Source organism: Microbacterium longlingense (assembly GCF_058349825.2).
The window spans coordinates 159,628-186,496 of the sequence record NZ_JBYRJA020000007.1; the positions used below are offsets into that span (position 1 = coordinate 159,628).

The 26,869-nt window shown below is 66.8% G+C and carries 24 protein-coding genes; 11 read left to right on the forward strand and 13 right to left on the reverse strand.

Annotation, left to right across the window (positions count from 1 at the left end; genetic code table 11):
• Window positions 1-50: 50 nt before the first annotated feature.
• From AC3RXY_RS11815 to AC3RXY_RS11835, 5 genes are all read right to left on the reverse strand, one after another.
• Complete coding sequence (locus tag AC3RXY_RS11815; protein ID WP_491511127.1) at window positions 51-242, reverse strand: hypothetical protein; 192 nt, start codon at window positions 240-242, stop codon at window positions 51-53.
• On the reverse strand, window positions 235-1,251 hold the full coding sequence (locus AC3RXY_RS11820; protein WP_491511128.1) for a tripartite tricarboxylate transporter substrate binding protein: 1,017 nt from the start codon (window positions 1,249-1,251) through the stop codon (window positions 235-237). Before AC3RXY_RS11820 ends, AC3RXY_RS11815 begins: the two co-directional genes overlap by 8 nt.
• A 69-nt stretch (window positions 1,252-1,320) precedes the next feature.
• The gene (locus tag AC3RXY_RS11825; protein ID WP_491511129.1) at window positions 1,321-2,817 is read right to left on the reverse strand and encodes a tripartite tricarboxylate transporter permease; all 1,497 of its coding nucleotides are present in this window, start codon (window positions 2,815-2,817) and stop codon (window positions 1,321-1,323) included.
• Window positions 2,818-2,820: 3 nt separating this feature from the next.
• Window positions 2,821-3,384 carry a tripartite tricarboxylate transporter TctB family protein gene (locus AC3RXY_RS11830; RefSeq protein WP_491511130.1) on the reverse strand — a complete coding sequence of 188 codons (564 nt, stop codon included), beginning with the start codon at window positions 3,382-3,384 and terminating at the stop codon, window positions 2,821-2,823.
• A complete protein-coding gene (locus AC3RXY_RS11835) occupies window positions 3,381-4,613 on the reverse strand; it encodes an amidohydrolase family protein (RefSeq protein ID WP_491511131.1) in 1,233 nt (410 codons plus the stop codon). The genes AC3RXY_RS11830 and AC3RXY_RS11835 overlap by 4 nt, the downstream gene beginning before the upstream one ends.
• A 220-nt stretch (window positions 4,614-4,833) precedes the next feature.
• Between AC3RXY_RS11835 and AC3RXY_RS11840 the strand changes: the two genes are divergently transcribed.
• Both AC3RXY_RS11840 and AC3RXY_RS11845 read left to right on the forward strand, forming a co-directional pair.
• A complete protein-coding gene (locus tag AC3RXY_RS11840; RefSeq protein WP_491511132.1) occupies window positions 4,834-7,359 on the forward strand; it encodes a winged helix-turn-helix domain-containing protein in 2,526 nt (841 codons plus the stop codon).
• 26 nt (window positions 7,360-7,385) lie between these two features.
• On the forward strand, window positions 7,386-7,841 hold the full coding sequence (locus AC3RXY_RS11845; protein ID WP_491511133.1) for a RidA family protein: 456 nt from the start codon (window positions 7,386-7,388) through the stop codon (window positions 7,839-7,841).
• A 236-nt stretch (window positions 7,842-8,077) separates the two neighbouring features.
• On the opposite strand, the gene AC3RXY_RS11850 is transcribed toward AC3RXY_RS11845, so the two are convergent.
• Window positions 8,078-8,743 carry a histidine phosphatase family protein gene (locus AC3RXY_RS11850; protein ID WP_491511134.1) on the reverse strand — a complete coding sequence of 222 codons (666 nt, stop codon included), beginning with the start codon at window positions 8,741-8,743 and terminating at the stop codon, window positions 8,078-8,080.
• A 115-nt stretch (window positions 8,744-8,858) separates the two neighbouring features.
• On the opposite strand from AC3RXY_RS11850, the gene AC3RXY_RS11855 reads away from it, so the two are divergent.
• The 6 genes from AC3RXY_RS11855 (at window position 8,859) to AC3RXY_RS11880 (ending at window position 15,543) form a co-directional block, all read left to right on the forward strand.
• Window positions 8,859-9,521, forward strand: coding sequence for a TetR/AcrR family transcriptional regulator (locus tag AC3RXY_RS11855; RefSeq protein WP_491511135.1), 663 nt, complete (start codon window positions 8,859-8,861; stop codon window positions 9,519-9,521).
• 181 nt (window positions 9,522-9,702) lie between these two features.
• Window positions 9,703-11,214, forward strand: a complete 1,512-nt coding sequence (locus AC3RXY_RS11860; protein ID WP_491511136.1) for an ABC transporter substrate-binding protein — start codon at window positions 9,703-9,705, stop codon at window positions 11,212-11,214.
• 60 nt (window positions 11,215-11,274) lie between these two features.
• Window positions 11,275-12,216 carry an ABC transporter permease gene (locus AC3RXY_RS11865; RefSeq protein WP_491511137.1) on the forward strand — a complete coding sequence of 314 codons (942 nt, stop codon included), beginning with the start codon at window positions 11,275-11,277 and terminating at the stop codon, window positions 12,214-12,216.
• Entirely contained in the window at window positions 12,213-13,979 is a 1,767-nt protein-coding gene (locus tag AC3RXY_RS11870) for an ATP-binding cassette domain-containing protein (RefSeq protein WP_491511138.1), read from the forward strand. The genes AC3RXY_RS11865 and AC3RXY_RS11870 overlap by 4 nt, the downstream gene beginning before the upstream one ends.
• A complete protein-coding gene (locus AC3RXY_RS11875) occupies window positions 13,976-14,818 on the forward strand; it encodes an ATP-binding cassette domain-containing protein (RefSeq protein ID WP_491511139.1) in 843 nt (280 codons plus the stop codon). Before AC3RXY_RS11870 ends, AC3RXY_RS11875 begins: the two co-directional genes overlap by 4 nt.
• Entirely contained in the window at window positions 14,818-15,543 is a 726-nt protein-coding gene (locus AC3RXY_RS11880; RefSeq protein ID WP_491511140.1) for an MgtC/SapB family protein, read from the forward strand. The genes AC3RXY_RS11875 and AC3RXY_RS11880 overlap by 1 nt, the downstream gene beginning before the upstream one ends.
• 275 nt (window positions 15,544-15,818) lie before the next feature.
• Here the strand turns inward: AC3RXY_RS11880 and AC3RXY_RS11885 are convergent, their stop codons facing one another.
• From AC3RXY_RS11885 to AC3RXY_RS11895, 3 genes are all read right to left on the reverse strand, one after another.
• Window positions 15,819-16,211: a hypothetical protein gene (locus AC3RXY_RS11885; RefSeq protein ID WP_491511141.1), complete on the reverse strand. Its 393-nt coding sequence runs from the start codon at window positions 16,209-16,211 to the stop codon at window positions 15,819-15,821.
• Entirely contained in the window at window positions 16,208-16,525 is a 318-nt protein-coding gene (locus AC3RXY_RS11890; RefSeq protein WP_491511142.1) for a hypothetical protein, read from the reverse strand. The genes AC3RXY_RS11885 and AC3RXY_RS11890 overlap by 4 nt, the downstream gene beginning before the upstream one ends.
• Window positions 16,526-16,924: 399 nt before the next feature.
• Window positions 16,925-17,620, reverse strand: coding sequence for a hypothetical protein (locus AC3RXY_RS11895; RefSeq protein ID WP_491511143.1), 696 nt, complete (start codon window positions 17,618-17,620; stop codon window positions 16,925-16,927).
• Between the two features lie 372 nt (window positions 17,621-17,992).
• Between AC3RXY_RS11895 and AC3RXY_RS11900 the strand changes: the two genes are divergently transcribed.
• The 3 genes from AC3RXY_RS11900 to AC3RXY_RS11910 all read left to right on the forward strand — a co-directional run bounded on the left by AC3RXY_RS11900 (window position 17,993) and on the right by AC3RXY_RS11910 (window position 20,792).
• Complete coding sequence (locus AC3RXY_RS11900) at window positions 17,993-19,033, forward strand: peptidoglycan-binding protein (RefSeq protein WP_498224697.1); 1,041 nt, start codon at window positions 17,993-17,995, stop codon at window positions 19,031-19,033.
• The gene (locus tag AC3RXY_RS11905) at window positions 19,030-19,704 is read left to right on the forward strand and encodes an ABC transporter ATP-binding protein (protein ID WP_491511145.1); all 675 of its coding nucleotides are present in this window, start codon (window positions 19,030-19,032) and stop codon (window positions 19,702-19,704) included. The genes AC3RXY_RS11900 and AC3RXY_RS11905 overlap by 4 nt, the downstream gene beginning before the upstream one ends.
• A gap of 203 nt (window positions 19,705-19,907) precedes the next feature.
• A complete protein-coding gene (locus tag AC3RXY_RS11910) occupies window positions 19,908-20,792 on the forward strand; it encodes an FtsX-like permease family protein (RefSeq protein ID WP_498224699.1) in 885 nt (294 codons plus the stop codon).
• On the opposite strand, the gene AC3RXY_RS11915 is transcribed toward AC3RXY_RS11910, so the two are convergent.
• The 4 genes from AC3RXY_RS11915 to AC3RXY_RS11930 form a co-directional block, all read right to left on the reverse strand.
• The gene (locus AC3RXY_RS11915; protein ID WP_491511147.1) at window positions 20,746-21,186 is read right to left on the reverse strand and encodes an IS3 family transposase; all 441 of its coding nucleotides are present in this window, start codon (window positions 21,184-21,186) and stop codon (window positions 20,746-20,748) included. The two genes, AC3RXY_RS11910 and AC3RXY_RS11915, sit on opposite strands and share 47 nt — an antisense overlap.
• Before the next feature lie 665 nt (window positions 21,187-21,851).
• Complete coding sequence (locus AC3RXY_RS11920; RefSeq protein ID WP_498224700.1) at window positions 21,852-22,049, reverse strand: hypothetical protein; 198 nt, start codon at window positions 22,047-22,049, stop codon at window positions 21,852-21,854.
• A 449-nt stretch (window positions 22,050-22,498) separates the two neighbouring features.
• A complete protein-coding gene (locus AC3RXY_RS11925) occupies window positions 22,499-23,566 on the reverse strand; it encodes a hypothetical protein (protein WP_491511149.1) in 1,068 nt (355 codons plus the stop codon).
• A 550-nt stretch (window positions 23,567-24,116) separates the two neighbouring features.
• Window positions 24,117-26,786: an FtsX-like permease family protein gene (locus tag AC3RXY_RS11930; protein ID WP_491511150.1), complete on the reverse strand. Its 2,670-nt coding sequence runs from the start codon at window positions 26,784-26,786 to the stop codon at window positions 24,117-24,119.
• Window positions 26,787-26,869 lie beyond the last annotated feature (83 nt).

The following is a 26,869-nucleotide window of genomic DNA, read 5'->3' on the forward strand; positions in this document are numbered from 1 at the left end:
GCGAAACCTCACCCCGCCGAACCACACCCGCAACACCCGCCAACGACAACTCACACAACGACACCCGCCCACCCCCTCGGCAATGACACATCGGAATCCGGTTCCACACCGGTCACATCGACCTCGGACATGCTGCTGATCGCCTCGCCGAGCGAGAGGATCAGCGGGACCATCCCGGCCTCCGCCGTTTGAGGCGGAAGCCGGAACAGTCGCCGGGTCTCTGCGGAGAGACCATCACTCATGGGCGCTCTCCCCCAGGATCTGGGCGATCTGCTTGTCGCTCTCATCCCACGCGGCGCTCACGGCGTCGCGGTCCATGAAGTCGAGGATGAAGCCGAGCTCCTGGGACTTCGCCACCACGTTCGCGTCGGCCATCGCCTTCTTCGTGGCCTCCGTGAGGCGCGCGACGACCGAGTCCGGGGTTCCGGCCGGGACGGAGAACACCCCGGTCGACGCCATCATCAGGTCATAGCCCTGCTCCGCGAACGTCGGGGCATCCGGCAGCAGATCGACCCGCTCCGGGGTCATCACACCGAGCACGGTCATCTGACCGCTCTTGACGTACTGCTGGATCTCGGGGACAGAGGCGAAGGCCACGTCGATGTGGCCGCCCAGGAGCGCGACGGCCGTGGGCCCGCCGCCGTCGAACTGCACATTGGCGAACTGGATGCCCTCCGACATCTCCAAGAGGACGCGGCCCATGTCGGCCGGACCACCCAGCGCCCCCGTCCCCACCGCGACGGTGGCCGGGTTCGCCTTCGCGCGGTCGACGAGCGCCTTCAGGTCGGCGATGCCGCTGTCCGCACTGGTGACCGCGACGATCGGCGTGGAGAAGTAGTTGGCGAACCCGATGAAGCTGTCCCGGTCGAAGGCAGCCTTGCGCTTCGGATCGAGATACGCGTTCGGCGTGGTGGGCAGCAGCGTGTAGCCGAAGGTGTAGCCGTCCGGCTTGGCCTGGCTCAGCTCGGTCAGACCCACCTGACTGCTGGCACCGGGCTTGTTGACGACCTCGATGCCGACCCCCAGCTCCGCTTCGAGCGCGGGGGCCAGCACCCGCGCTGACAGGTCGGTGAGACCGCCGGGCGCGAACGGGATGATCATCGTGATGGTCTTGCCGTCGACCGGGAACTCCGGCTCCTCTGCCGCCGGCGCCGCCCCCGAGGTCGTGGGCTGCGCGCATCCGGCGAGCCCGAGGGCGAGCACCGAGGCGACCGCGGCGGTCTGCGCGGCTCTGCGAAGTGATTTCTTCATGTTCTGCCTTCCGTTTTTCGTATCGGTACTGCGTTTTCGTTCTGCGCGAGGTTCTGTGCCGGATGCGATCTACTCGTCGACCGTGACCCGATGCTCGCTGCGCACGGTGTTGCTCACGAACGCGATGATCGCGATGGCGCTCATGCACAGCAGCACGATGGCGATCGGGCTGGAGAAGAACACCGCCGGGCTGCCCTGGGAGACCGAGAGCGCCTGACGGAGAGCCTTCTCCACCATCGGGGCGAGGATCAGCGTCAGGCACAGCGGCGCCAGGGGCACGTCGAGCCGCTTGAACCAGTAGCCGACGAACCCGAAGACGATCATCACGATCACGTCGAAGATGTTCGAGCGGAGCGCGTACGCCCCCACCAGCGCGAAGACGAGGATCAGGCCGTACAGCGCCGTGTAGGGCACCTTCAGGATCGCGACCCACGCCGGGATGAGCGGCAGGTTTAGCACGAGGAGGATCACGTTGCCGATGAAGAAGCTCGCGATCACCGCCCAGGCAAGGTCGCCGTGCTCGACGAAGAGCAGCGGCCCCGGGGTGAGACCGTTCTGCAGGAACGCGCCCATCAGGACGGCCAGCGTCGCCGACGCCGGGATTCCCAGGGTGAACAACGGGATGATCGACGAGTTCGCGTAAGCGTTGTTCGCCGTCTCCGGCCCGGCCACACCCTCGATCGCGCCCTGACCGAACATCCACGGCGTCTTCGAGACGCGCTTCTCCAGTCCGTAGGACATGAACGTCGGGACGGCGGCGCCGACCCCGGGCACGAGACCGAGCAGGAAGCCCACCCCCGTGCCGCGAGCGACCGACGGCCCCGTTCTGGCGATCGCCCGCCAGTCAGGACGCCCGGTCTTCCCGGGCTTCTGCATCATGCGCTCCGGTTCGCGGACGTTCAACAGGATCTCGCTGATGCCGAACAGTCCCATCAGCACCGGGATGAACTCGATGCCGCTCAGCAGGTCGGTGCTGCCGAAGGTGAACCGCGGCTCGCCCACGACCGGGTCGATGCCGACCGCGGCGATCAGCGCTCCGAGGATCGCGCTGATGAATGCGAGCTTCAGCGACTTCCCCGCCAGACCCACCACGAGCGTGAGGCCGAACAGCAGCAGCGCGAAGAACTCGGCCGGACCGAACCGCAGCGCGATCGAGCTCAGGGGGATCGCGAGGAAGACCAGCCCGAGGGTCGCGACGGTGCCGCCGATGAAGGAGCCCACCGCCGCGGACGCGAGCGCTGTCGCCGCCTTCCCCTTCCTCGCCATCTGATGCCCGTCCAGACACGTGACGGCCGACGCCACCTCCCCTGGCGTGTTGAGCAGCACCGAGGTGATGGTGCCGCCGTACTGGGCGCCGTAGTAGATGGCGCAGAGCATGATGATCGCCGCCACCGGGTTGAAGCCGGCCGCGATCGGGATCAGCATCGCCGTGGTCGCGGTGGGACCGATGCCGGGGAGCACGCCCACCAGGGTGCCCAGCAGGCAGCCGATCAGCGCGAACAGCAGGTTCTCCGGCCGGAGGGCCATCATGAGTCCATCGCCGAGCAGGCTCAATGAGTCGAGCATCTTTCACACCCCCAAGACACCGATGGGAAGGGACGCCGACAGCAGGTCGGCGAAGACGTAGAACGAGGCGACCGCGGTGACGACCGCGAGGATGATGCTCGGGATCACCTTCCGGCGTTCGACGTAGATCAACAGGTAGGCGAGCAGGGCGATGACGCTCAGCCGGTAGCCCAGCGGCTCGAAGACGAAGGGGAGCACGACGAGCGGAGCGGAGACGAGCAGCAGTTTCCGCCGCCCGCCGGGGCGCCCCGCGATGCCGGCCACCGGTTCCTCGCCCGCCTCCGCCTCAGCCTCAGCCCCGGCCTCCGCCCGGTCGTCTCGTCGATCGGTGAGGGCCGCTGATCCATCGACGTCGTCCTCATCCGTGCCGCCCGCCGGAGCGCGGCGGTTCTCCCAGGCGAGAGCCACGGCGAGCGCGCCGAGCACCGCACCGAGGATCACCGTGAAGAAGCCGGGACCGGGACCGATCGGCGTCCACACCACCAGTGATGCGGACTCGACGCACACCACGGCGGCGACGATCAGGAGGACCCCGGAGAAGACGAGGTTCGGGATACGGGTCGTCATGGCGACGCGGGGTTCTCCGCGAAGCGCACGATCACCCCGTCCTTGACCACCCGGACCGGCTTCACGAGCGCACCGGGGTCGAGCTCCGGGTCCCCGGCGATGAGCCGCAGATCCGCCCGCTTGCCCGGCAGGATCGTTCCGAACTCGTCGTGGCGGATGGCTGCCGCTGCGCGGCCGGTCACCGAGTGGATCGCTTCCGCTGCGGTCATCCCGATCTCCCGGATGAGGAAGACGAGCAGGTTGGGCAGGTCGTCGAACGGGGTGCGGGTCATCCCGGCATCCGTGCTCGCCACCAGCTGCACGCCCATCTCTCGGAACCGCCGGATGACGTCGATGCGCTCCTCGCGGATCGCGCGCTGGGCGAGCTGGCGTGGCGTGAGATGCGCCTCGATCGAGGAATCGGTGCGCCAGCGCCTGGCCATGCCCAGGCTGATCGGGATCCCCTTGGCGACGATCTCGTGCACGATGTCCTCTTCAAAGGTGATGCCGCCCTCCTCGTTGAAGAACTGGCAGTGTTCCAGGCGGTGGATGCCGGCGGCGATCGCGTTTCGGATCCCCGGCGTGCCGTGCACATGGGTGGTCACGGTGATGCCACCGCGCTCCGCCTCATCGATGACGATCGCGAACTCCTCGACGGAGTACTGCGCCCGCGCGGGGTTCGACGTCATCGTGACGCCGCCGCCGGTGCCGAAGAGCTTGATGTGATCCGCGCCGTTCTTGACCAGCGTCCTGGCTGCCTTGCGCAGCTCCCCGTCGGTGTCCGCCTCGATCGCGAACCAGTGGAAGTGCCCACCGGTGATGGTGATGCCGAGCCCCGTGGTGAGGATGCGAGCACCCTCGACGACCCCGGAGTCGATCGCGTCACGAACCGTGAGGGTGACGTACTCGCGGCCCCCGCAGTCGATGACCGTGGTGATGCCTGCGGACAGCGCCTGCTGCGCGTGGCCGAGCACGTGCAGGGCGAGCTCGTCCTCGCCGACGCCCATCGGGTCGAAGCGCGCCGGGCGCTGGGGCTCGGCGCACAGGTGGACGTGACTGTCGACGAAGCCGGGCATGATCGCCTGGCCCCGGACATCGATGACCTGTTCATCGGCGGCCGCCGGGGGCGCATCGCGCGCCGCCCCCGCCCACTCGATCAGGCCGTCCCGGTAGATCACCACCGAGTCGGAGACGGCCTCCGCTCCGGTTCCGTCGTACAGCCGTGCACCTTCCATGCGGACAGCACTCATGCGTCTTCGCACCTCTCTTCATCGTCATTGAATGTCAGAGTCTGGAGTCCATCCTCGTGAGGCCCCCCGGGGGAGTCCATTCGCCGAGGTCGGATCTTGGGTATGACATCCGGTATGAGCAGCGGTCGTCCCGGCCCGGCGGCGTGACGGAGTTGTTAGAGTCCGATCACGATGCGATGGCACCAGGTCGATGACGACCGGGCAGGGACGGCGAGGACGCATGACCGGTGAGCAGTGGCAGGAGCGGCCGCGGATCATCTGCGCGCTCCAGCCGGAGGCCGGCATCCGGCTGCATACCGTGAAGGCCCCGCACGGCTACGGGAAGACCATCGCGCTGCGCCAGCTCACCGCTGCGCTCGGCGGGCGGGCCAGCATGCTCACGCTCACCGAACGTCATGCGGACCCGGAGCACCTGCGCCACGACCTGACGGCGGCGCAGGCGGCGCTGACCGCAGGGGGACCGCGCGTCGTCGTCATCGACGAGTACGACGCGATCGCCGTCTTCCCCCCGGCGAACGAGGAGCTCGAACGATTCATCTTCGACCTGCCCGCCGATGTCTCGATCGTGCTCGCCACACGGGTCCGGCCGCGTTTCGCCCTCGGACTGTTCCGCGGTTCCCGTGCCCTCCGGGAGATCACCTACCGGGAGCTGGCGTTCGATCCGGCAGAGCTCGGATCCCTGGTGCGCCACGCCTGGCGCCTGCCGGCCACCGATCAGCAGCTCGACCGTCTGATGCGTCTCTCGGAGGGCTGGGTCACGGGAGCCGCCCTCCTCGCCGACGGCATCCAGCACAACACCCAGGACGAGGCTGAGCTGCTGTGGCCCGTGTTCGAGTACTTCACCGAGCTCGCCGGGCGGCACATGACCCCCGCGGCGCTGAGCTTCGCGATGCGCAACGCGATCCTCGACGAGCTGCACGCCGACGTCGTCTCCAGCGCCGAGGGCGAGGACGGACCGCTGACGACACTGCGCACCCTGGCGGAGGCATCGATGTTCACCGCGCCGATCGCCCCCGGGTCTGCGCGGTTCCGGTTCCACCCGCTGTTTCGCGCCTTCCTCACCGACCGGCTCGCCTACGCCCACACGCGCGAGGAGATCGCCGAGCTGCACACCCGGGCGGCGAGCGCTCTCGCGGATGCGGGAGAGACATCGGCGGCGCTGCTGCACCTGCTCAAGGCCGGGCAGTTCTGGCACGCCGCCGACCTGCTGACCCGGGTCGGAATCGGCCAGCTTGACATCACGGCCCTGTCGGCCATCGAAAGCGAGCTGAACAAGGCTCCCGGCCAGATCATGCAGGACCATCCGTGGTTGCTGGCCCTGCTGGGCCGCCTGCGTCGCCTCCGCCACGACTACGACGGTGCGATGGCCGCGCTCGTCGTCGCCGACGGCAACTTCGAGCAGCGCGGCGACGATGAGGCCCGCGCCTGGGTCTCCACCGAGATCAGCCAGGTCAACTACCGCGACGAGTACTACGACGGTGCCGCAGAGAAGGTCCGTCAGGATCTGGAGAGCCCGTCGCTGTCGACGTTGACCCACGCGAACCTCGCGGCGCATCTGTGCTGGATCCTGTGCGAGACCGGCCCCGTCGGCGAGGCCATGGAGGCCGGTCAGACGTCGCTCTCCACGGGGACGATGGTCGACGACGCCTATCTGCGCGGTCGGGTGCTGCTGCGAGCGCACCGCAACCTTGCACTGGCGTCGATCTACTCGGGAGACCTGGACCGCGCCGTCGCGCTGATCGAGCACGGGCGGATCTCCGACGGCGACGAGTTCGAGGCCGGGTGGAGCAACGTCATCTACGGCATCAGCCTTGCGCTGCGCGGGGAGCGGCAGCAGGCCGGTGCCGTCTTCACCCGGCTGGCTGAGACCGCCTCCCCGTACAACTCGACCCAGTTGCGCTGGGTGCACTGGTGGCTGGGCAACCTGCTCCGCGCCGACGGGCAGATCACCGATGCGCGCGCCCACTACCGCCAGGCCGGCTCGCTGGCGCTGATCGATGAGGTGCTCATGGATCCGACCGAGGCGGGCAGCCACGCCTTCGCCGCCGCCGCCGACCGCGTCGGCCACGCCGACCGTCGCTCGCAGTCCGCGCTCCGCCGGGCCGGAGCCGCGCTGGTGCGCGCGGTCACCGGGATGACGAGCGAACCAGCACCGTCCCTGGCCGAGCTCGCGAACGCCTCCGCCGCGCTGACCTCCAGCGGGCATCTGCTGCACGCCACGAGCATCAACGCGTACCGGTCGCGCGCGGAGATGCTCGTCGGGAACCCGAACGAGGGCAAGCGACTGCACGACGACGTGATCGGGTTCATGCTGCACAACCGCATCGAGGCGCTGCCCTGGGGCGTGCAACGCCAGACGCACGGGCAGCTGCTCTTCCCCGATCGGGAGCCCACCGACGGCGATCTGCTGCCCGAGGTCATCGAGTCGTGCGCCGATCCCGCCATCCGGGCCAGGCTGACGAGCGCGCACAGCGACGCGGTCATCACGTCCGAGATGCTCGGCGTGCTGCGGGAGCGCGGTCTCACCTGGCGCGAGGTGGACGTCTTCGTGGTCTACTACCTGCGCTCCGGCGACGCCCTCGGTGCGGGCACCTCGCTGCGCGACCGCACCGCCCGCGTGCTGAGCATCTCGGAGCACACGCTGAAGACCCACATCACCCGCATCCGAACAAAGCTCGATCTGCACGACAATCGCGCCGGATCGCCGGAAGGCGACATCCGCGCCGCGATGCTCCATCCGTCCTGACCACCGATCATCCGAGGAGGACTCCCGTGTCCCCATCCATCGACCAGCGCGCCGAAGAGCACGGTGTCGTCTTCGCCCCCGCAGCGCCCGGGTACCTGAATCAGTGCGCGCGCGTGGGCGACCTGTACTTCACCTCCGGACACACCAGTCTGCGCACGGGCACCGTGGGGGCATCCCTCACCGTCGAGGACGGCCGTGCCGCCGCCGTCGAGTCGATCCGGCGGCTCCTGGCATCCGTCCATGACGCCCACGGAACGCTCGACGGGCTGAAGGTCATCCGCCTGACCGGGTGCGTCAACGCGCACCCGGACTTCACCGAGCTCGGCGCGGTGATCAACGGGGCCTCTGACCTGATTCACACCGTGTTCGGCCCGGTCAACGGTCACCACGCGCGCAGTGCGCTCGGGTTCTCCTCCCTGCCCGGCGGCGCGGCCGTGGAGATCGACGCGGTGATCGCCATCGTCGACACCGCAGCACGCTGACCGGCCCTGCTCCGGCGATGTCGGACCATCCGAGCCACCGGTCCGATCTGAGCCAGAGCCCTCCCCCTCCGGCAACGCCTTTCCCGAACTCAGGCAGAATCGGCGGCGCTGGGCGCCACCCGCCGTTTCCGGCCGACGGCGCGGGCTCGTGCCTGAGTTAGGGAAGGGCGCCGGGTCAGCCGCGGGTAGTGCCGACCCGCGCGGCGTCACCCGCAGACGGGGGGAGGCGGAGCGCGTCAGACCGCGGCGGCGAATTCGGCTGCGGAGTGCGCCCCATAGGCACGGATCACGGCGGCACCATCGGCGCGGTACTCGATCAGCATGAAGCTGGCGTTGTCCATGCCGCGCCCGAAGTCGAACGCCGGGTCGATGATGCGCCCGGCGATGCCGACGGTCATGCCGTGCGTGACGACGAGCACATCGCCCTGGGGGTGCCGGCCGCGGATGTCATCAAGCGCCTCGACGACGCGTTGCCGGTATTCCGCACCGGTCTCGCCGCGCTCCAGCGCCGGGTAGTCACCGCGGAAGAGCCCGCCGACCACGGTGAACGGGTCGGCATCGGGGTCCACCAGATCGGCGAGAGCGCGAAAGACCTCCTCGTTGGGTCGCCCCTCCCAGATCCCGAAGTTGTACTCCTTCCAGCGGCGGTCGCGGATGATCGGATGAGCGCCCGCTGTGACGATCTCAGCGGTGTCCATCGCACGCTCGCTGGGGCTGGAGTAGACCGCATCCCACGACAGGGCGGCGAGCTCGGCCGCCAGCTTCTGAACACCGCCGATGCCGTCCTCGGTGAGGGGCGAGTCGCACCAGCCCTGCGCGACGCCGAGCTCGTTGAAGAGCGTCTTGCCGTGGCGGACCAGCCACACGCGCAGCACGGGGCGGTCATCGAGTTCAGTCGTCATGGTCTCCCTCTCAAACATTAACAATGATTAACTATTGGAGATGACCCGGTCGTTGTCAAGACGCCCTGCCCGCGGCTCGGCGGTCGCGACGCGGACATCCGAGCAGAATGGGACTATGCCCGAGAAGAAGCCTGGGAAGCGCGGCCCGTACAAGGTCGGCATCGAGCGGCGCAAGGCGATCATCGAACAGGCCGCCGCGACCTTCGCCGAGAACGGCTACTACGGCGGCACGATGCGCGATATCGCCGAGCGCGTCGGCGTCACGCCGGCGGCACTGGTGCGCTACTTCGCGAGCAAGGAAGAGCTGCTGTTCGCGGTGATGGACCATCATCTCGCGCAGTGGCGCGCGTACGTCGACCGGGTCGCAGGAGCGGACCGCGTGGGCCTCGCCTACATCCGCGCCGTGCCGCGGGTCGTGGAGTACTTCGAGCAGAACCCCGGGATCGCGCGGATGCATGCCGCCATGATCGGTGAGGGTTCGTCGCCGGGGCATCCGGCGTACGACTACATCGTGCAGAGCTTCCGGTCCACCCAGGACTCCTATGTGCGGCACATCACGGAGGCGGTCGAGGCGGGCGAGATCCCGCGGTTCTCTGCGGAGCAGATCGCGCTGGAGGCATCCCAGCTCGGGCTCATGCTGCACGGCACCCTCGCCCGCATCGCCGTGCAGGACTCCGTCGTCACCCAGATCCCCTACCCCTCCTCGAGCGAGGTGAGCCGGGCGTTCATCGAAGCGACGATCGCCCGCTGGAAGATCGCGCTCGCGCTCGGCGGGTAACGGCTCGGCAACAGCCGGATCGAATTGTTGACCTGACAAAACTTTTTGGGTACCTTCAACCGTTAATCAGGGTTCACTTTTCGCGTCCGCTCCCGCACCGGGTTCGTGAGGCGGCAGTGCGGCCTGTAGACGACGTCGTCACCCCCGGCGACGTCTTCCTCATCTCATGGAAGGAACCCGGATGCGCAAGCTCCTGCTCGCGTCTGTCGCCGCCCTCGCTCTGGTGCTGACCGGATGCTCGGGGAACGCCTCGCCCGGCAACACCGGCAACGACGCCGCCAAACCCACCGAGCTGCGGCTGGCCGCACTCGCCGCCAACAACAGCTTCGACCCCGCTCAGCTGCAGACCGGGAACGCCGTCGAGTACTGGCAGCCCGTCTACGACACCCTGCTGGTGCTCGACCCCGACGCGACGCTGCAGCCGAACCTGGCCACCGAGTGGACCTACAACGACGACCGCACCGAGCTGACGCTCGCGCTGCGCGATGACGTCACCTTCACCGACGGCGCACAGCTGGACGCCGAGGCCGTCAAGGCCAACCTGGAGCACTTCAAGGACGGCGCGGGCAGCAACGCCTCGATGCTCGCCGCCGTCGCCTCGGTCGATGCGGTGGACGCCACGCACGTGAAGATCACGCTGACACAGGCCGATCCCGGTCTGGTCAACTATCTGACGACCGTCGCCGGTGCTGTGGCCAGCCCTGCCTCGCTGACCGACCCCGCGGTCGCCACCACGCCGGTCGGCTCCGGCCCCTACGTGTACGACAGCGCGAAGTCGGTCGCCGGCGCCACCTACGTCTACACCCGCAACGAGGACTACTGGAACCCCGATGCGTTCCCATTCGACACCATCAAGATCACCGTGATGGAAGAGGTGACCGCGCGCCTGAACGCGCTGCGTTCCGGTGAGGTCGACGGCGCTCCCATCGATGCGAAGTCGGCCAGCGAGGCCGAGAAGTCCGGCCTCACCCTCAACGTGCACCGCCTCGACTGGCAGGGCCTGCTCATCGCAGACCGCACCGGCAGCAAGGTCTCCGAGCTCGCCGACCCGCGGGTGCGTCAGGCGCTGAACTACGCCTTCGACCGTGAGGGCATCGTGACGAAGCTGCTGCAGGAGCGGGGCATCGCCAGCACGCAGATCTTCAACGAGCAGAGCATCGCCTTCGAGGCGTCCCTCGACAAGGCCTACAGCTATGACCCCGACAAGGCCAGGACGCTGCTCGCCGAGGCGGGCTACCCGGACGGCTTCACGGTGAGCATGCCGCAGTCGGCCATGTTCGGCGGGCTCAATGACATCATCGAGCAGCAGCTCGCCGACATCGGCGTGACCGTCGAATGGGTCAAGGTCGTCGTCGACCAGTACATCCCCGCGGTGCAGTCCGGCGACTACGGCATGTTCATCATGCAGCTCAGCTCCGGCAACGAGTGGCGCGACGTGTACAAGTCGCTCACGCCGGATGGTCCGTGGAACCCGCTGCACACCGACGACCCCGAGGTGAGCCGCTTGATCTCCGAGGCGGCCGTCGCAGACGATGCGGCCTACGCGACCCTCCTCACAGAGCTCAACGCCTACGTGGTCGAGCAGGCCTGGTTCGTCCCGCTCGCCTTCGCAGACACCATCTACGCGACCAAGGGCGTCGACGTGAAGCCGCAGCCGCAGAACGTGGTCCCCTCGATCCGCAACTTCTCCTGACCGACTCCGGGCCGGGGCATCCGCTCCGGCCCTGGGCCGTCTTCGTTCAAAGGACTCCGCATGATCGGATTCATCGTCCGCCGGCTCGGCAGCGGCCTCGTGCTGATGATCGGCATCTCGTTCATCGCGTTCGCCCTGGTGCACGCCGGCGGTTCCAACGCCGCGCACAGCATCCTGGGCCAGGACGCCGACGCCGCGGCCATCGCTGCGAAGAAAGCCGAGCTGGGCCTGGACCAGCCGTTCCTGGTGCAGTACTGGAGCTGGCTCTCGCACGCTCTGCGCGGCGACTTCGGCAGCTCGTGGTTCAACTCCGAGCAGGTCATCGAGCTGCTCGGAGCGCGGCTGCCGGTGACCCTCTCCATCGTGACGCTGTCGATCCTGCTCACCGCGATCATCAGCGTCGTGCTCGGCATGACGGCCGCCCTGCGCGGTGGCTGGCTCGACCGGGTCATCCAGTTCGTCAGCGTCGCCGGCGTCGCCCTCCCCAACTTCTGGATCGCGATCGTGCTGGTGGTGATCTTCTCTGTCACGCTCGGCCTGCTGCCGGCGACCGGCTACGTGCCGATCTCGGAGTCCCCGTCCGGCTGGCTGGCCAGCGTCACACTGCCGGTGATCGCGCTGCTGTTCGCCGGCATCGCCTCCACCGCGCAGCAGATCCGCGGCGCCACCATCGACGTGCTCGAGCGCGACTTCGTCCGCACGCTGCGCTCACGCGGCATCTCCGAGCGCAGCGTCGTCCTGCAGCACGTGCTGCGCGCGGCCGCCGGCCCCGCGCTCACCGTGCTCTCACTGCAGTTCATCGGCACCATCGGCGGTGCCGTGGTCATCGAGAAGGTGTTCGCCCTCCCGGGCCTCGGACTGCTGGGCGTCAACGCCACGGTCAAGGGCGACTTGCCCGTCGTCATGGGCGTCCTCATCGTCACCGCCGTCATCGTCGTGCTGGTCAACCTCGTGATCGACATCATCGGCGGCTGGATCAACCCGAAGGCGAGGCTCGCATGAGTACCGCAATGCTCTCCACCCAGCTCGACAAGACCACCAAGCCGCTGCGTCGCACGGGCATCTTCTCGCGCATCCTGCGCCACCCGCTGGGCATCGCCTCGCTGATCGTGCTCGGCATCGTGGCGCTCGCAGCGGTCCTGGCGCCGATGATCGCGCCCAACCCGCCCGGCAGGGCAGCGCTCGACATGGTCAATGCGCCGATGTTCACCGGCAGCTACATCCTGGGCGGCGACAACGCGGGCCGGGACGTGTTCAGCCGGCTCATCTTCGGTGCGCAGCTGACGCTCATCGGCGCGCTCACCACCGTGGTCGTCTCCGTGCTGCTCGGCGTCACGCTCGGGCTCATCGGCGGGTATCGCCGCGGCACCTTCGACACGATCGCCGGCTGGGTCTGCGACCTGCTGCTCATCCTGCCCAGCAAGATCGTCCTGGTCGCGTTGTTCGCCGTGGTCGGCCCGAACACCATCATGACCATGACCGTGCTCGGTGTGATGGTCGCTCCGTCGTTCTACCGGCTGGTGCGCAACCTGGTGATCGCCGTGCGCAAGGAGCTGTACATCGACGCGGCCCAGGTATCCGGGCTCTCCGACGTGCGCATCATCGGACGACACGTGCTGTTCGCCGTGCGTGCACCGATCGTGGTGCACGCGGCGATGGTCGCCGGAATGGCGATCATTCTGCAGGCTGGACTGGAGTTCCTCGGGCTCGGCGACCCGCAGTCTCCGACCTGGGGCGGCATGCTGCAGGATGCCTTCACCGCGATCTACTCCGATCCGAAGCTGATGATCTGGCCCGGGCTCGCGATCGGCCTCACGGTCGGAGCACTGATCCTGCTCGGCAACGTGGTGCGCGACTCTTTCGGCGCCCCCGCCGCCGTCGCCGTGCAGAAGAGGGCGCAGGTTGCCGCAGACCACGACGAACCGTATGCGGCACCGGCCACCAGCATCTGCCACGTCGCCGGGCTGTCGGTGGGCTATGGCCTGGCTGACGGCGGCGTCACGGAGGTCGTGCACCAGGTCGGCTTCGACGTGCGCCGCGGCACCGTGCTGGGGCTGGTGGGAGAGTCCGGGTCTGGCAAGACCCAGACCTCGCTGGCGATCCTGGGGCTGCTGCCGCGCGGCGGTTCGGTGCTCTCGGGCCGCATCCTCTTCGACGGCGCGGATCTGCTCGCCGGCGACACGGGCGCTGCGGTGCGCGGTCGGCGGATCGCGTACATCCCGCAGGAGCCGATGAGCAACCTCGACCCGAACTTCACGATCGGTCACCAGTTGGTCGAGCCGCTCCGCGCCACCCAGAAGCTCTCGAAGACTGCGGCGAAGCAGAAGGCGATCGACCTGCTGGAACGCGTCGGGATCGTCGACGCCGACCGCGTCTTCCGCTCCTACCCGCATCAGATCTCCGGCGGCATGGCGCAGCGCGTGCTGATCGCCGGGGCCGTCTCCTGCGACCCCGAGCTCATCGTCGCCGATGAGCCGACCACAGCGCTCGACGTCACCGTGCAGGCTGAGATCCTCGATCTGCTCCGCGGCCTGCAGCAGGAGCGCGGAATGAGCATGATCCTGGTCACGCACGACTTCGGTGTCGTCGCGGATCTCTGCGACGACGTGGTCGTGATGCGCGACGGGACGATCATCGAGGCGGGCACCGCCGCCGACATCTTCGGTTCGCCGCGCGACGAGTACACCCGGATGCTGCTGGCGTCCACGCTCGATGGCACCCCGTCGCGCTCCACGCTGGACGCCGAGAAGGAGGGCGCAGCATGAGCGCCGAAGACACCCTGCTGAAGATCGCCGATGTGCGGGTGGCCTACCCGGGGCGCGGGTTCCGTGCGCCGGAGGTCGAGATCCTGCACGGTGTCTCCCTGTCGATCCCGGCGGGGAAGACGGTGGGTCTGGTCGGCGAATCCGGCTCCGGAAAGTCAACGCTGGGCCGGGCTGTGCTGGGGCTGGCGCCGGTGACCGGCGGGACGATCTCGTTCGACGGCCGCGAGATCCAGGGTCTGGGCAAGAAGGAGCGCCGCGGCCTCGCCGCAGACCTCCAGGTGGTGTTCCAGGATCCGTATTCCTCGCTGAACCCGGCGATGTCGATCGGTGAGATCCTGGCCGAGCCGCTGCGGGCCCGCGGTGTGCCGTCCAGCAAGGCGATCGCCCGCATCCACGATCTGCTGGAGGCCGTGGACATGCCCGCCGGCTCGGCGCTGCGTTCGCCGCGGGAGTTCTCCGGCGGGCAACGGCAGCGCATCGCGATCGCCCGCGCGATCGCTCTGGAGCCGAAGCTCATCGTGTGCGATGAGCCGACCAGCGCGCTGGACCTGTCCACCCAGGCGAAGGTGCTCGATCTGCTCGTCGAGCTGCAGGAGCGCACCGGCGTCTCGTACCTGTTCATCTCCCACAACCTGGCGGTCGTGCGGAGGATGTGCCACGAGGTCGCGGTGATGTACCGCGGCGAGATCGTGGAGCACGGCGAGGGCGACCAGGTGACCTCCGACCCGCAGCACCCGTACACCCGTTCCCTCCTGATGGCGGCGCCGGTGCCCGATCCTGCCCGGCAGGCGAACCGACGTGAGGAGCGTCGCCGGCTGCGCGATGAGGTCGCCGCCTGATGCTGCCGGATCAGCAGTCGCTGGAACTGGTCATCCGGGTGCTGATCGGCCTGGTGCTCGGAGCCGCGATCGGGTTGGAACGGCAGTGGCGCTCCCGGATGGCCGGGATGCGCACCAACACCCTGGTGTCCGGCGGCTCCGCACTGTTCGTCGTGCTCGGCGCGTACAGCTTCGACTCCGCCTCCGCCGACCCGACCCGGGTGGCCGCGCAGGTGGTCTCCGGCATCGGCTTCCTCGGCGCCGGCGTGATCATGCGCGAGGGGCTGAACGTGCGCGGGCTGAACACGGCGGCGACGCTGTGGTGTTCAGCCGCGGTGGGCTCGCTGGCCGGAGCCGGTCTGTACACGGTGGCGGCGCTGGGCGCTCTCGGCGTGATCGCCACGAACACGGTGCTCCGCCCGATCACGAAGGCCGTCCGCCGGCGGCGTGACCAGGCCGACGCCGGCAAGGGCGACAACTACAACTTCGAGGTCGTCGCCGGTGAGAAGAGCGAGCAGATCGTTCGCGGCCTGCTGATGCAGGCCATCGCGAACGCCGACATGACGCTGCGCTCGGTCAGCGCAGCCCGCTCGAAGGCGGAGACCGTCACACTGCGCGCCGAGCTGGGCGTGCCGCCGGGCGGCCGGGTCGATGTGCTGGAACGGATCGTGCAGCGCCTCAGTCTGGACCCCAAGGTGCGTTCCGCGCGCTGGTGGCATGAGGGTGACGACGAGGACGACCAATGAGAAGAGAGTGCGTGGACACGATCGGCATGATCGTCCGCTTGCGCACCGAGCGGGAACGGGGCGACGCGCCAGGCGTGGTGCCAGCGGAGCGCCCCTCGCGATGACCGGCGGCGGCCGGCCTGCGACCAGAGCGGTCCGGCCGGGGCCGCCGGGGAATCGGCTGACAGCCGAGACGCTTGGGCGGCCAGGGCAGCGAGGTGCCATCGGCGCTGACTGCCGCCACCGCGTCGAGTGAGGCGCGGGCAGACTCGCGTATCCCGGTCGGCGATGAGGCTTCAGACCGCCCGCACGGTCGGGAGGGTGCGCAACGCGAGAGCCTGGCTGCCCGCGAAGAGCGCGATGTCGACGGCGACGGCAAGAACCCCGACCACGGCGAGCATCGTTCCCGCCGCCACAACGCACACCGCGACCAGGAGCGCGGCGAGGATGTTCACGCCCATCACCATGCGCAGCGCGGTCTGGATGCGCAGCGTCATCAGCATCCAGAGCACGAGGCCAGCCCACAGGACGACCGTGACGCCCGCGGCTGCAATCAGCGGCCCAGGAAGCGCGACCACCTCGGCGATGGGTGCGGCAAAGAACGCGACCGCCGCACCCAGGAGGGTGCAGTAGATCGCGTCGAGGCGGAGGCTCCATCGACCGAGCGTGCGCCCGTTGATCCGTTTCATGCCGTCGCACCCTCTGCCCCGGTCCCCTCGGCCCCGGTCCCCTCTGCCCTGGCACTGTGACGCTGGCGTGCGGCCTCACCGCTCCTGCCGATCGCCTCCCCCACCCCACGCCACGCCAACCGCTGCTCCCGCGCCGCGCGCACCGCGTCAGCGAGCTCGCGTTCGGCGGTGTCGCGGCGCCCGGCGGCGAGCTTGACCGCCATGACGGGCGGGATCGGGACATCTTTGTCGCCGGATTTCGGATCGTCATCCTCGAACGCGTCCGCGAACTCTTCGGCGCGGGCCTTGATGTCTTCGATCGAGCGTGGAGCCATGATGTTCACCTCAGGTACCTGGGTCGTGCTGGACGCATCGCGCGCTGGCGATCACGCCGCGCCATTCGATGACGCCGTGCCGGTGGGCCCCGTCCAGGATGATCGGGTCCGATCCCCCGTCACAACGTCATTTGCCACAAGATAACGTGTCACGCGCAGCAACAGAAGACGTGCACGGGGGTCGTGTGGGGATCGACGCCGAGCGCTTCGGCGGCCTTCGTGCGCGTGATATCCCGGCGGCATGAGCGCTCTGCACACGCCGCACGACAGAATTTGGGGCAGGATCGACCCGAGGATCCTGTCCCAAATTCTGTATCGTGCGCCTCTTTCGGGCGAACGCTCTGTGCTGTGTTCAGAGGCATGCGTCCCGAATCCTCCGCCACAGCCTACGCAATCGAATCAGCGAGCACCGTAGAGCTCGTCGGAATCGGGAGCATGCCCGCACGCGGTGTTCGCTGCTTTGTAGTCCTCGTCCGAGAGATTGAGCGCGTTATATGGAGACCACGCTCCGGCGGATTCGAGGAATGCCGTTTCGCTGGGAACGTCCTCAACGGTCAGGCCCCGTTCTTTCAGGCACGGCACAAGGTCTTCCGTGAAGAACGCGTAGAGAAATCGTAGCTGGCTGTCGTTATACGGCTGCGTGTACTTGGGCGACACCGGGTACTTCACGTCGCACGTGTAGATCGCGATGTTGAGCGACCTGCCCTGTGCTTCACCGCTGACCTCGGGGTACGTCACCCCGTCGCCGTCAGGCGTCGGGGTCACGTCATACCCCTGTTCCTCCATGCACGACATGAGCGTTTCCTGCCACTCCTCGGGCCGGATGAGTCGCACAACCTCCACGGCGGGCGGGTCGTCGATCCCGTAGCCTTCTGCGAGCTCCTCACGTTCCTGCTGGAGATACAGCGAGATCTCATCGTCCCCCAACGAGCCGAGATCTTCATCACTCTCCGGCTTCTGCTGGTCGGAGCACGCGGTGGTGGCGAACAGGAGCGCCGCCACAACCACGACGCCAACACTGTGCAGCGTTAGCTTGCGCACCGCAGTCCCGCAGCCTTCACGTTCCCGCCCGCACCCGTGATCAAGGCCTTCCACACGGGGATGCTCGCCGGCCCGGACGAGTGGCGCGCCTGGTATGTCGTGTTGTTCCACGAAGCGCCCGCACCGATAGCGGGCCCGACCACCAGCGCACCTGCCGGTGCAATCGTGCCAACAATCTTGGCGATTCGATCTATACGCATTTTTCCTCCGGTCACTCACGGGGTCCAGAGTGATTACATCGCGCCGGACGTCTCAACCCCGTCTGAAAGCTAAGCTGACGCGTGGCGCGGGGTCAATTTTCTCTTGTGCACCGATGCATGAGCCTCGAGACTCCGCGCCTGAGTCGCGTTGCTACATTTGAGGCGCGCGTGTGCATGTGACCAGCGAGGGGGATGCATGAGTGATCAAACGACAGGAAAGCGGTGGTTGCGCCTTTTCACCGGTGGGGCGGCGCTCGTCGCCGTCGGAGCTACTGCCGCATGGGCGGCACTGACCGTGCTTCGACCCGCAGACGACCCCCTCGAGGCCTCGACGTACACGTACGTCGAAGTCACCCCCGGCGAGGTCAGCGCAGCCATCAGCTTGACCGCCGTAGCGCAATGGAAACCTCTGCCCGTCGCCGTGAATCAGGCGGTAGGCGTGGTGACAGAGATCCACGTCGCCCCCGGCGACGAAGTCCAGCCAGGCGCCATCCTCTACTCCGTCAACATGCGTCCGGTGTTCATCGCGGAAGGGGCCATCCCCATGTATCGCGACATCGGCGAAGGCATGGAGGGACTAGATGTCACGCAGCTGCAGACGCTGCTCACCGACCTCGGTTTCTCCACCGATGCGCCGGACGGGATAGCGGGCAGCAATACCGTACGATCCATCAAGGCGTGGCAGAAGTCGTCTGGGGTGGAAGAGACCGGTTTCGTCAGCGCCGGGGATGTCGTGTTCGTGCCGACACTTCCTACGCGCGTCGCGCTCGACCCCGACGTCATCGTACGCGGCGCTACGCTGACCGGCGGCGAGGAGATGCTGAGCGGATTACCAGCCGAGCCCGCGTTCTCGATCCCGGTCACCGAGAGCCAGGCCGCATCGCTGCAGACCGGCATCCGTGTCACCGTCACCTCCCCGGAAGGTGGCACGTGGTGGGGTGAGGTGACCGACCAGACGCGTGACGCCGACACATCGACGATCCGGTTGGGGTTGCACGGCGTGGACGGCGCGCCCGTGTGCGCCACTGAGTGCGCCCAGATACCGATCACCGGTGAGTCGACGCTTTCAGCCCGCGTGATCACCACCGAACCCGTCGAAGGCATGACAGTGCCCACCGCTGCTCTCGTCGTGTCCGCCGATGGAAGCACCTCCGTGGTCGACCGCACAGGCACACGACTGCCTGTGACCGTCGAGGCGTCCGCGAACGGTATGTCGGTGATCCGGGGCGTCGACGCTGAGACGAAGGTCCGCGTGCCCGCGAAGTGACCGAGCCCAGGATTGATGACGGAGATGATGCCCCCGTCCTCCTCGAAGCGCGTGACGTCTCCTTCGAATACCAAACCGGCCTCCGGCTCCTGAACAACTGGTCGGCACAGTTTCGGGCAGGCACGATGACGGCTATCACCGGCCCCTCCGGCCGCGGCAAGTCCACCTTGCTCTACGTGCTCGGTCTCATGCTGCATCCGACAGAAGGTGACGTGCTCATCGATGGCGTCCCCACCGGATCGCGCCGAGACTCAGACCGGTCGCACCTTCGCGCTCACCGATTCGGTTTCGTCTTCCAAGACGCCGCTCTCGACGCGACCCGTTCCGTCCTCGACAACGTGACCGAGACAGCCCTTTACCGGGGAATCGCGCGCAAGGACGTCACCGCTTCAGCCCTGCACCTGCTGGACCGTTTCGGAGTCGACGTCTCCCCACATCGAAAGCCCGGGCAGGTGTCCGGTGGGCAGGCCCAGCGCATCGCTCTCTGCCGCGCTCTTCTCAACGAACCAGCGATCCTTCTTGCCGACGAGCCGACCGGGAACCTGGACCCGGCGACCGCCGACATCGTCGTCGCCGCACTGCAGGAACATGCGAGAGCGGGCGCCGCAGTCATCGTGGTGACGCACTCGCCGGACGTGGCAGCAGCGAGCGACCGGGAGATCGAACTGTGAGCGTCGCCATCGTGCGCGAAGCCGTGGCATCGGCACGCGCACAGCCGGTCGCCTCCACCGTCACCGTCCTCATGATTGTCGGGATGATCCTGGCCGTGATGCTCACCACGGGCCGCACGGTCGGGGCCGAGCAGGCCGTCCTGGGATCCATCGATTCCGCCGGGACACGGTCGATCGTGTTTCGCGCCGACGCCGGCGCCGGTGTGACCAGCGAAGCGCTGGAGCGCGCACGAGGGATCGCCGGGATCGAATGGATAGGAGCGTTCGGAGCAGCCGTGGACGGCACGAACGCGGCGTTCAGCGATGGCACTCGGGTGCCCGTCCGAACGGGCTACGGCGACGATCTCACTTCGCTGGGGATAACCGGTGTTTCCGCGGCGCCCGGCGCCCTTGCCTGGGCGTCGTCGGACGCTCTCACGCAGCTCGGCATGGCGGAAGCGGCCGGCGGGATCACGCTCACCACTCACGAGACCGTCGGGGTCGGCGGGAGACTGTTCGTCCCCGATTTCCTCCACGAGCTCGAGCCGCTCGTCGTGGTTCCGCAGCAGGAGGGTGTGGTTGGGCCGGTGAGCGTGATCATCGTGATTGCTGAGCGGCCCGATCTCGTCACTCCGGTCAGTGAGGCGGTGCTTTCTGTCCTCGGAGCGGCGGATACGTCGAAGATCACCGTGGAAACGAGTGAAGAGCTCGCCACTCTCAGAGCCCTCGTACAGGGTCAACTGGGCTCGTTCTCGCGCGGTCTGGTGGTCGCGATCCTCGCTCTCATGGGTGTGCTCGTCGCCATGCTTCTCTATGGTCTCGTCATGATGCGACGCAAAGACTTCGGACGGCGCCGCGCCCTGGGCGCAAGCCGCGGCCTGGTTATCGCTCTGGTGCTGGTGCAGACGCTGACCTTGGCAGCGGTCGGTGTCGTCATCGGCGTCATCGCATCGCTAGGAGTTCTCCTTGTCAGCGCGGATCCTCTCCCCGGACTGAACTTCACTGCGGCGCTGTCGTTCCTCGTCTTGTTCACCTCCGCAGTCTCCGCTCTGATCCCTGCGGTCATCGCGAGTCGTCGCGAACCAATCCGAGAACTGCGCGTGCCGTGAGCGTCGAGGCGACGTTCCATCCGACAATGCGGCGAGAGAACACGTCGGCGACGAACGCGACATAGGTGAACCCGGACCACGTCGCGACATCGATCACGTCTGCGACCCAAAGCCTTCGCGGCGCGTCCGCGGTGAACGGCCGCTGCACGAGATCGCTCGGCTTCACGTTCGCCGGGTCGGGCGTCGTGGCGAAGACTCTCCTCGAGCGCGTCACGCCGCGGACCCCGGCCAGTCGCATGACCCGGCCGGTCTGGTCATGACCGATCGCCCCGCCTCGTCGGCGCCGCAACGCATTCATCTTCTGCACACCGAAGACGCCATAGTTCCCCGCATGCAGCCGGCGAATCTCCGGCATCAGCAGCTCGTCCCGCAACTTCCACAAGCGAAGCGTCACGGGGTCCCCACCGAGCTAGGCAGCGATGTGCGTGATCACGGCGCGATCGGTCGTGTGATCGGGGCGAACCTCACTCACCGTCCACAGCGCGGGCTGACGGAACCCGTCCGGAAACGACCCTGACACAACTCCATCCTCCAGAAGAAAAGGACGCAACAGAACTCAGGGCGCATCAGGGATTGGTGAAGGGTGAAGGTTGCGTCGACGTGATGGAACAAGCTCCTAGCGGTAGGTGCCGCTGGAGAACTGTTGTTCATGGCTCCGGCGCCCGCATGGGCTGACGTCGCACCCACACCGGGTGGGGCCCGTTCTTCGCTGGCGGCCGCCGTCGTTGAAGAAAACGGTGCGGCATCTGCTGACGTATCGCACGACTACGTCTGTACGGGGGCGAGTGTTTCAGTGGAGGTGATGTCTGCCGACGGAACCACCAGCTCATTGACGGAAGAAACAAAGGATGTGGCGTCGACGTTGCCTGCCAGCTCGCTTGATCTCAACGGAGGCGTCTACCGGAGACGTGTGGTTGTTTGGGACCCTCACGTTGCAAAAGCAGAACGGGATTGGCTTCCCGATTGATCGCAGCAGCGCTCTCCGTTGTATACACCGCGTTTCCCCTGTGACACCAACGGAGAGCGCTGCTACGACCCGAACGGGGAGGAAGCGGGACTCTAACTCTGCTGTTGCTGTGATCCGAAAGTGCTCCTAGCCCGCTCGATGCCTCGATACCCCAGGTGGAGGTTCGAGGCATCGATGCGCGTCGCCATGCCGCGTTCGACATCGATTGTGATTGTGCCGGCGAGGCTCTCGTCCGTGCGTCCGACGAGCTGAACGATGAGATCGGCCCCGGCTTGGTAAGCGTCGACCATGCGGTATGTGTCATGGCGACGCCCCCAAACTGGCAAAGACAAGGGGAAGACCAAGCGCACTGCAAAAGGCCCGCTCAGAACGCACTCTGGGCGATGTTGAAATGAGTGTCCATCGACGGTTGAGATGCGAGTTCTGTCGTCATATGACCACTGCTTTCCGGTCGCTGGCTCCACAAGTGAATATGACGAGCGCATGGGCTCAGCGTGTAGCTTGAACAGCTGTTCACTGTCACTTCCTACCTCGCGCCACAGCGCTTCACATTCGAACGTCTGAACGAGACGCCAGTCAGCCATGATGGCAACTGCCCTCATCAAGGTCGCATGCTCGGTCTCGGACATCGCGTCTCCCTCCCGTGGTGTTGTGCACGCTCAGCGTGGAGCCTACGAGGCTACCCTCGGGCAACTCTCCTCGTCGGGGTTCCCGCTTCGTCACCTCGAAGCGGTCGTCGCTAACGTTCTCCACAATCACCAAACCGCGGGGGGGTTTTCGATGCATTCAGGATTCGTCCGCGACAACCTCTGCTGTGAAACAGGTGGAGTTCTCCAGCCAACCCGCGCAATGAACTGATCCACCGCACAGCCGGCTGCGAACGAGTGTTCGTCGACCGCGGCGATCCAGCCGCGTCGCGGATCGGCCCCCGTGGCTCGCTTGCCTCGGCTACCTCCGACCGGGGAACACTCTCAAAGTGCGCCGGCTCGATCGCCTCGCCGGCAGTGAGAGCATCCTGATCGAGACGTTGCAGGACCTCGACGCCCGACAGGTGCCCACCGTCAGCCTCACGGAGCCCATGATCGACACCACGACGTCGATGGGACGAGCGCTCTAAGGCATCGTGGCCGTGTTCACGCAGCTCCACGTCGACACGATCCGAGAAAACACGCAGCGTGGCCTTGACTACGCCCGCAGCCAGGGCCACGTCGGCAGCCGCCCGAGGGTGATGACGCCGGAACGGATCGCGACCGCTGAGCGCATGCGCGACAAGAAACAGCCGCGAGCCCACCACCGATATGGGACACACGCCGTAGCCGCGGAAGACAAGCTCCTCCGCGGGGGCATTGATCAGCATGAACGGCACCACCGCCACGAGCGAGATGATGAGCAGAATCGCCGGTTCCATCTGCACGGATGACGCGGGGTCAAAGAAGATCGTCGCGAACGCAGAGGGTGCATCGCTCCCATAGAGCGCGAAAACCGCGCCCGCGACCACCGCCATGAACGGGACATTCAGCACGACGAGCCAGAGCAGACCCCACAACACGTCTCGCCCGATGTGACCCTTCTGAATGCCCAGCGCAGAGCGGAGAGAGATTCCCGTGTCTCTGTAGAACTTGCGCACGATCACCAGGCAAAGCACGTTCACGGGGAGAAGCCCCAGGGTCGCCCATGTCGTACTCGGCGGGAACGACTCGATCCCGGCGGTGACCCGGAGAACGAGCCACATCACGACCGTGACGATGAGGATCGAACCCAGGCGCACGGCGAGTAGAAACCACGCACGCCCAGCAAAGCGTTCCATTGGCGCAGCCTCAGTCATCGGTGTGTCCAGCAATATGAGGTGCGCGCATGAAGCGATTCATGCATGTTGAACCGCGCCGACCCAGGTCGCCGATTGGCAAGGCTGAGCACCGTTTCTCGCACTTCCAACGAGAACGACCCCTGACCTTGGGAACTAGATCCCAGGTCAGGGGCCATTTCATTTGCGTGCGCGAGGGGGGACTTGAACTGACCTCGACCCCCTTGCACCATGAATCTCGATTGAGCGTTCTGCCGAATAAAATCAACGATCTGGGGCCTGTTCGCTGTGGATAACTCCACCGCGATACCTCGACCTACAGGTTGCTTAGCACTTTTGTTGGCACTTTTCGCACGTCCTGCACCGACTCAACGGAGGACTTCATCGGCGATGATGCGTTGAACCAGACCTGGGAGCCAGTGGTACCGCGGTGAGAGGGGAATGGACTCCCTTAGAACGGCGCGCCCGGCCCCGTTTCGGCCTGTGCTTTCAACGATTCCGCGTGCGTGGAGTGCGTCGCGGAAAGTCTTGTCATCAGCGGTCGACGCGCAGATCAGATCGCTTGCGCGCTTCCGGCTCGTGAGGAAAGTGGGACGAGCGCAGCACCAAGTCCCAAGACTATGGGGAGCGCGATGGTCATGGCTATGAGTTGGACCCACGGAGGTGACATCTCGGTGCCGGTGATGGGAGATCCCCAGATCCCGTATCCGGGGATGAGCCCGACCAGGATTCCGAGGACGACCGCGAGAAGTGTCTGCAGGCCGGTCTGCAGTCCGGTGCTGGTTCGGACGAGTGCGGGGTCTGCTCCGAGAGTCGACAGTGTGTATTCGTTGCGACGGCTTTCGATGCGGCTGAGGCCGATCGCGGCCACCGCTGCGAAGCCGGCGGCGAGGAGTACGAGTCCGAGAGTGACCCATTGGAAGGTCTGGCCGTCGTCGGCGGGGTCGCGAATCACGGAGGTGAGCAGAGCGCCCGGGAACACAGCGGCTATTTCGGCGTTTGCCGCATCGATGGTTGCCGTGTCCGGTTCTGCGGTGAAGTCCATGACGATGAGCGCGTCGACGGGGTCGAGGCCGAGCCCACGTGCCGTGTCTGGGGTCATGAACAGTCCGTAAGCAAGCCGTTCCGGCGAGCTCAGCAGTGTGGCAGGGAAACTCTCCGTTCGGATGGTTTCGCCTTGCGATTGGGTGCCCGATGCGAATCGTTGCCAGGTGATCGTCGCCGTGCCGGTGTCATTGACCAGTTCTGGCCAGAACGCGATTGCCTCGCCGCGGGCGAGAGCTTCGCGCTGCCCGGCCGTCACTGGACTGCCAGCGAGCAGCGCCAAGTCATCGGCGTCTCCGATCAGTATGTTTGGTGCGCCCGGCCCTCGTCCGGTGACGTCCCAGACGTAGTTCCGGAAATCGCACCGCTGGTCGTGAGGGTCGACTACCCGGTTTGTTGCGGGGTCGCGGGGACATGCTTGGGCGGGGTCTCGTTTAGGGATGACGAGGGTCACTTCGGTGCCGGTGCTGAACGCCGTCCAGTCCTGCCAAGGGCGTTGAATCGTGCGGATCTTATCGACATCGAATCGTCCCTGAGCAACGGTCGTGAGCCGTTCCGCAAGTATGGCGGCCTCGTTCCGGTCCGGCGTTGATTCGCCGTCGTAGATGTTCGTGCTCCAGATCGGGATCGTCGCCTGACCTGCCGTGGCGGGCATGACTCTCGATGTCGTTGTCCGGGCCTGTTGGTACGCCTGGATCGACATCACAAATGTTGCGACCGCGACCGTCACCAAGATCACGGCCATAACGGACACCGAGCGGGACGAGTTTCGGGCGAGGTCGCGTGTAGCCATACGCAACGGGAGCGCGGTCGCTCGGGTGGCGTGCGCGAGGGCGCTGAGAGCGGGACCGAGGAGGAGCACCACCCCGACTGTTGCGACTATCGCGCCCACGATGATGACCGCGAACAAGACGAGTATCAGCGTGTTCTCGCTGGCGGAGATGTCCGTTAGGAAGCCCCAGTTGGTCGATGCGAGCCCGACGACGGCTGCGGCCGCGATCGCGCAGCCGCTGACGAGAATGGTGAGTCCTGCGCGGCGAGAGCGGGTCCGTTGCCGGATTGGCCGCGTAGCGCCGCGAAGGGCAGACATGACATCTACCCTGCTCGCTGCGATCGCTGGCATGAGAGCGGCTGCCCATCCGATCATTGCTGTCAAAAGCGCCGCGATCCCGAGCATCGACCAAGGCACGTGGAAGCCCGGGAGTACCGTTGCGTCTCCTGTATCGATGAGTCGGGTGTAGAGCCAGGCGATCGCGATGCCCAGCGTTGCGCCGATGACGCCGGCAACGAGGCCGAGCAAGATCCCGCCGAGTGTGACGATCTGCACGAGTGTTGCTCGCTCTGCTCCTGTGCTGCTCAGCAGGGCGAACGTGCGCTGCTGACGTCGCGCGCCGACGAGGAAAGCGGCTCCGGCGAGGATCGCGATCTCGAAGAGCCCGAACGCGACGATGAACGCGAGCACACCTCCCGTTCCCTGGCGGCCGTCATAGAGATAGTTGGCCTCAACCGGTGGGTCAGAAAGCACTTCCCTGGACCATGCGATCATGCCGGCCCGGTTGAGCTCTTCCACTTCCGCCCAGGAGAGTTGGCGATCGGGGAGGAAGTAGCGCGCTGCCCCTGACCCCGGAGTGGTACCGCGGGGTGCGTATACCGTGTTGATCGAGTCGGGCTGCATGGCGTCATCGACCACGCCGACGATTGTCAGCGAGATCGCCGGATCGCGTGAGACGAACTGTTCGCCCACACCTTTGCCCAGCCTCTCCAGAGTCGAGGATGTGACGACGACCTCGCCTGGCGAGGCCGGCGCTCTTCCCGTCTCGAGAGTGAAAGCACCTTCGAATACGGGATCCCACACCTCGCCCTCGACGTAAAGCACGGCACCGATGCCTGTCGCCGTCTCAACGATGAGCACATCCTTGTCCTCCACAGGGAGAACGCGCGTGCCCTTCGGTAGCACGTCCATGGGAGAAACGCGGGGATCGTGGGGATCGGAGTGCATCCGGTCGCCGGTGTCTGGATCGGTTTCCACCATCCAGGTCTCGGGGTCGGTCGGGTTCTGCGCGAGCGAAGGATCCGGGGGGCTCACGACTCGCAATTCCGCTTCGGTGTGCCCCAGGCGCATGGTCGTGGCTTCTCCGGCAGTCGGCGCTTGGCTCTCGGTCACGGTCAGGAACGCCACGACCGCAGCTAGGGGCACGACCATGAGCGATACGATGAGCAGGCTTTGGCGGGTGTCGCTCCACACTGCTCGTCGAGTGATTC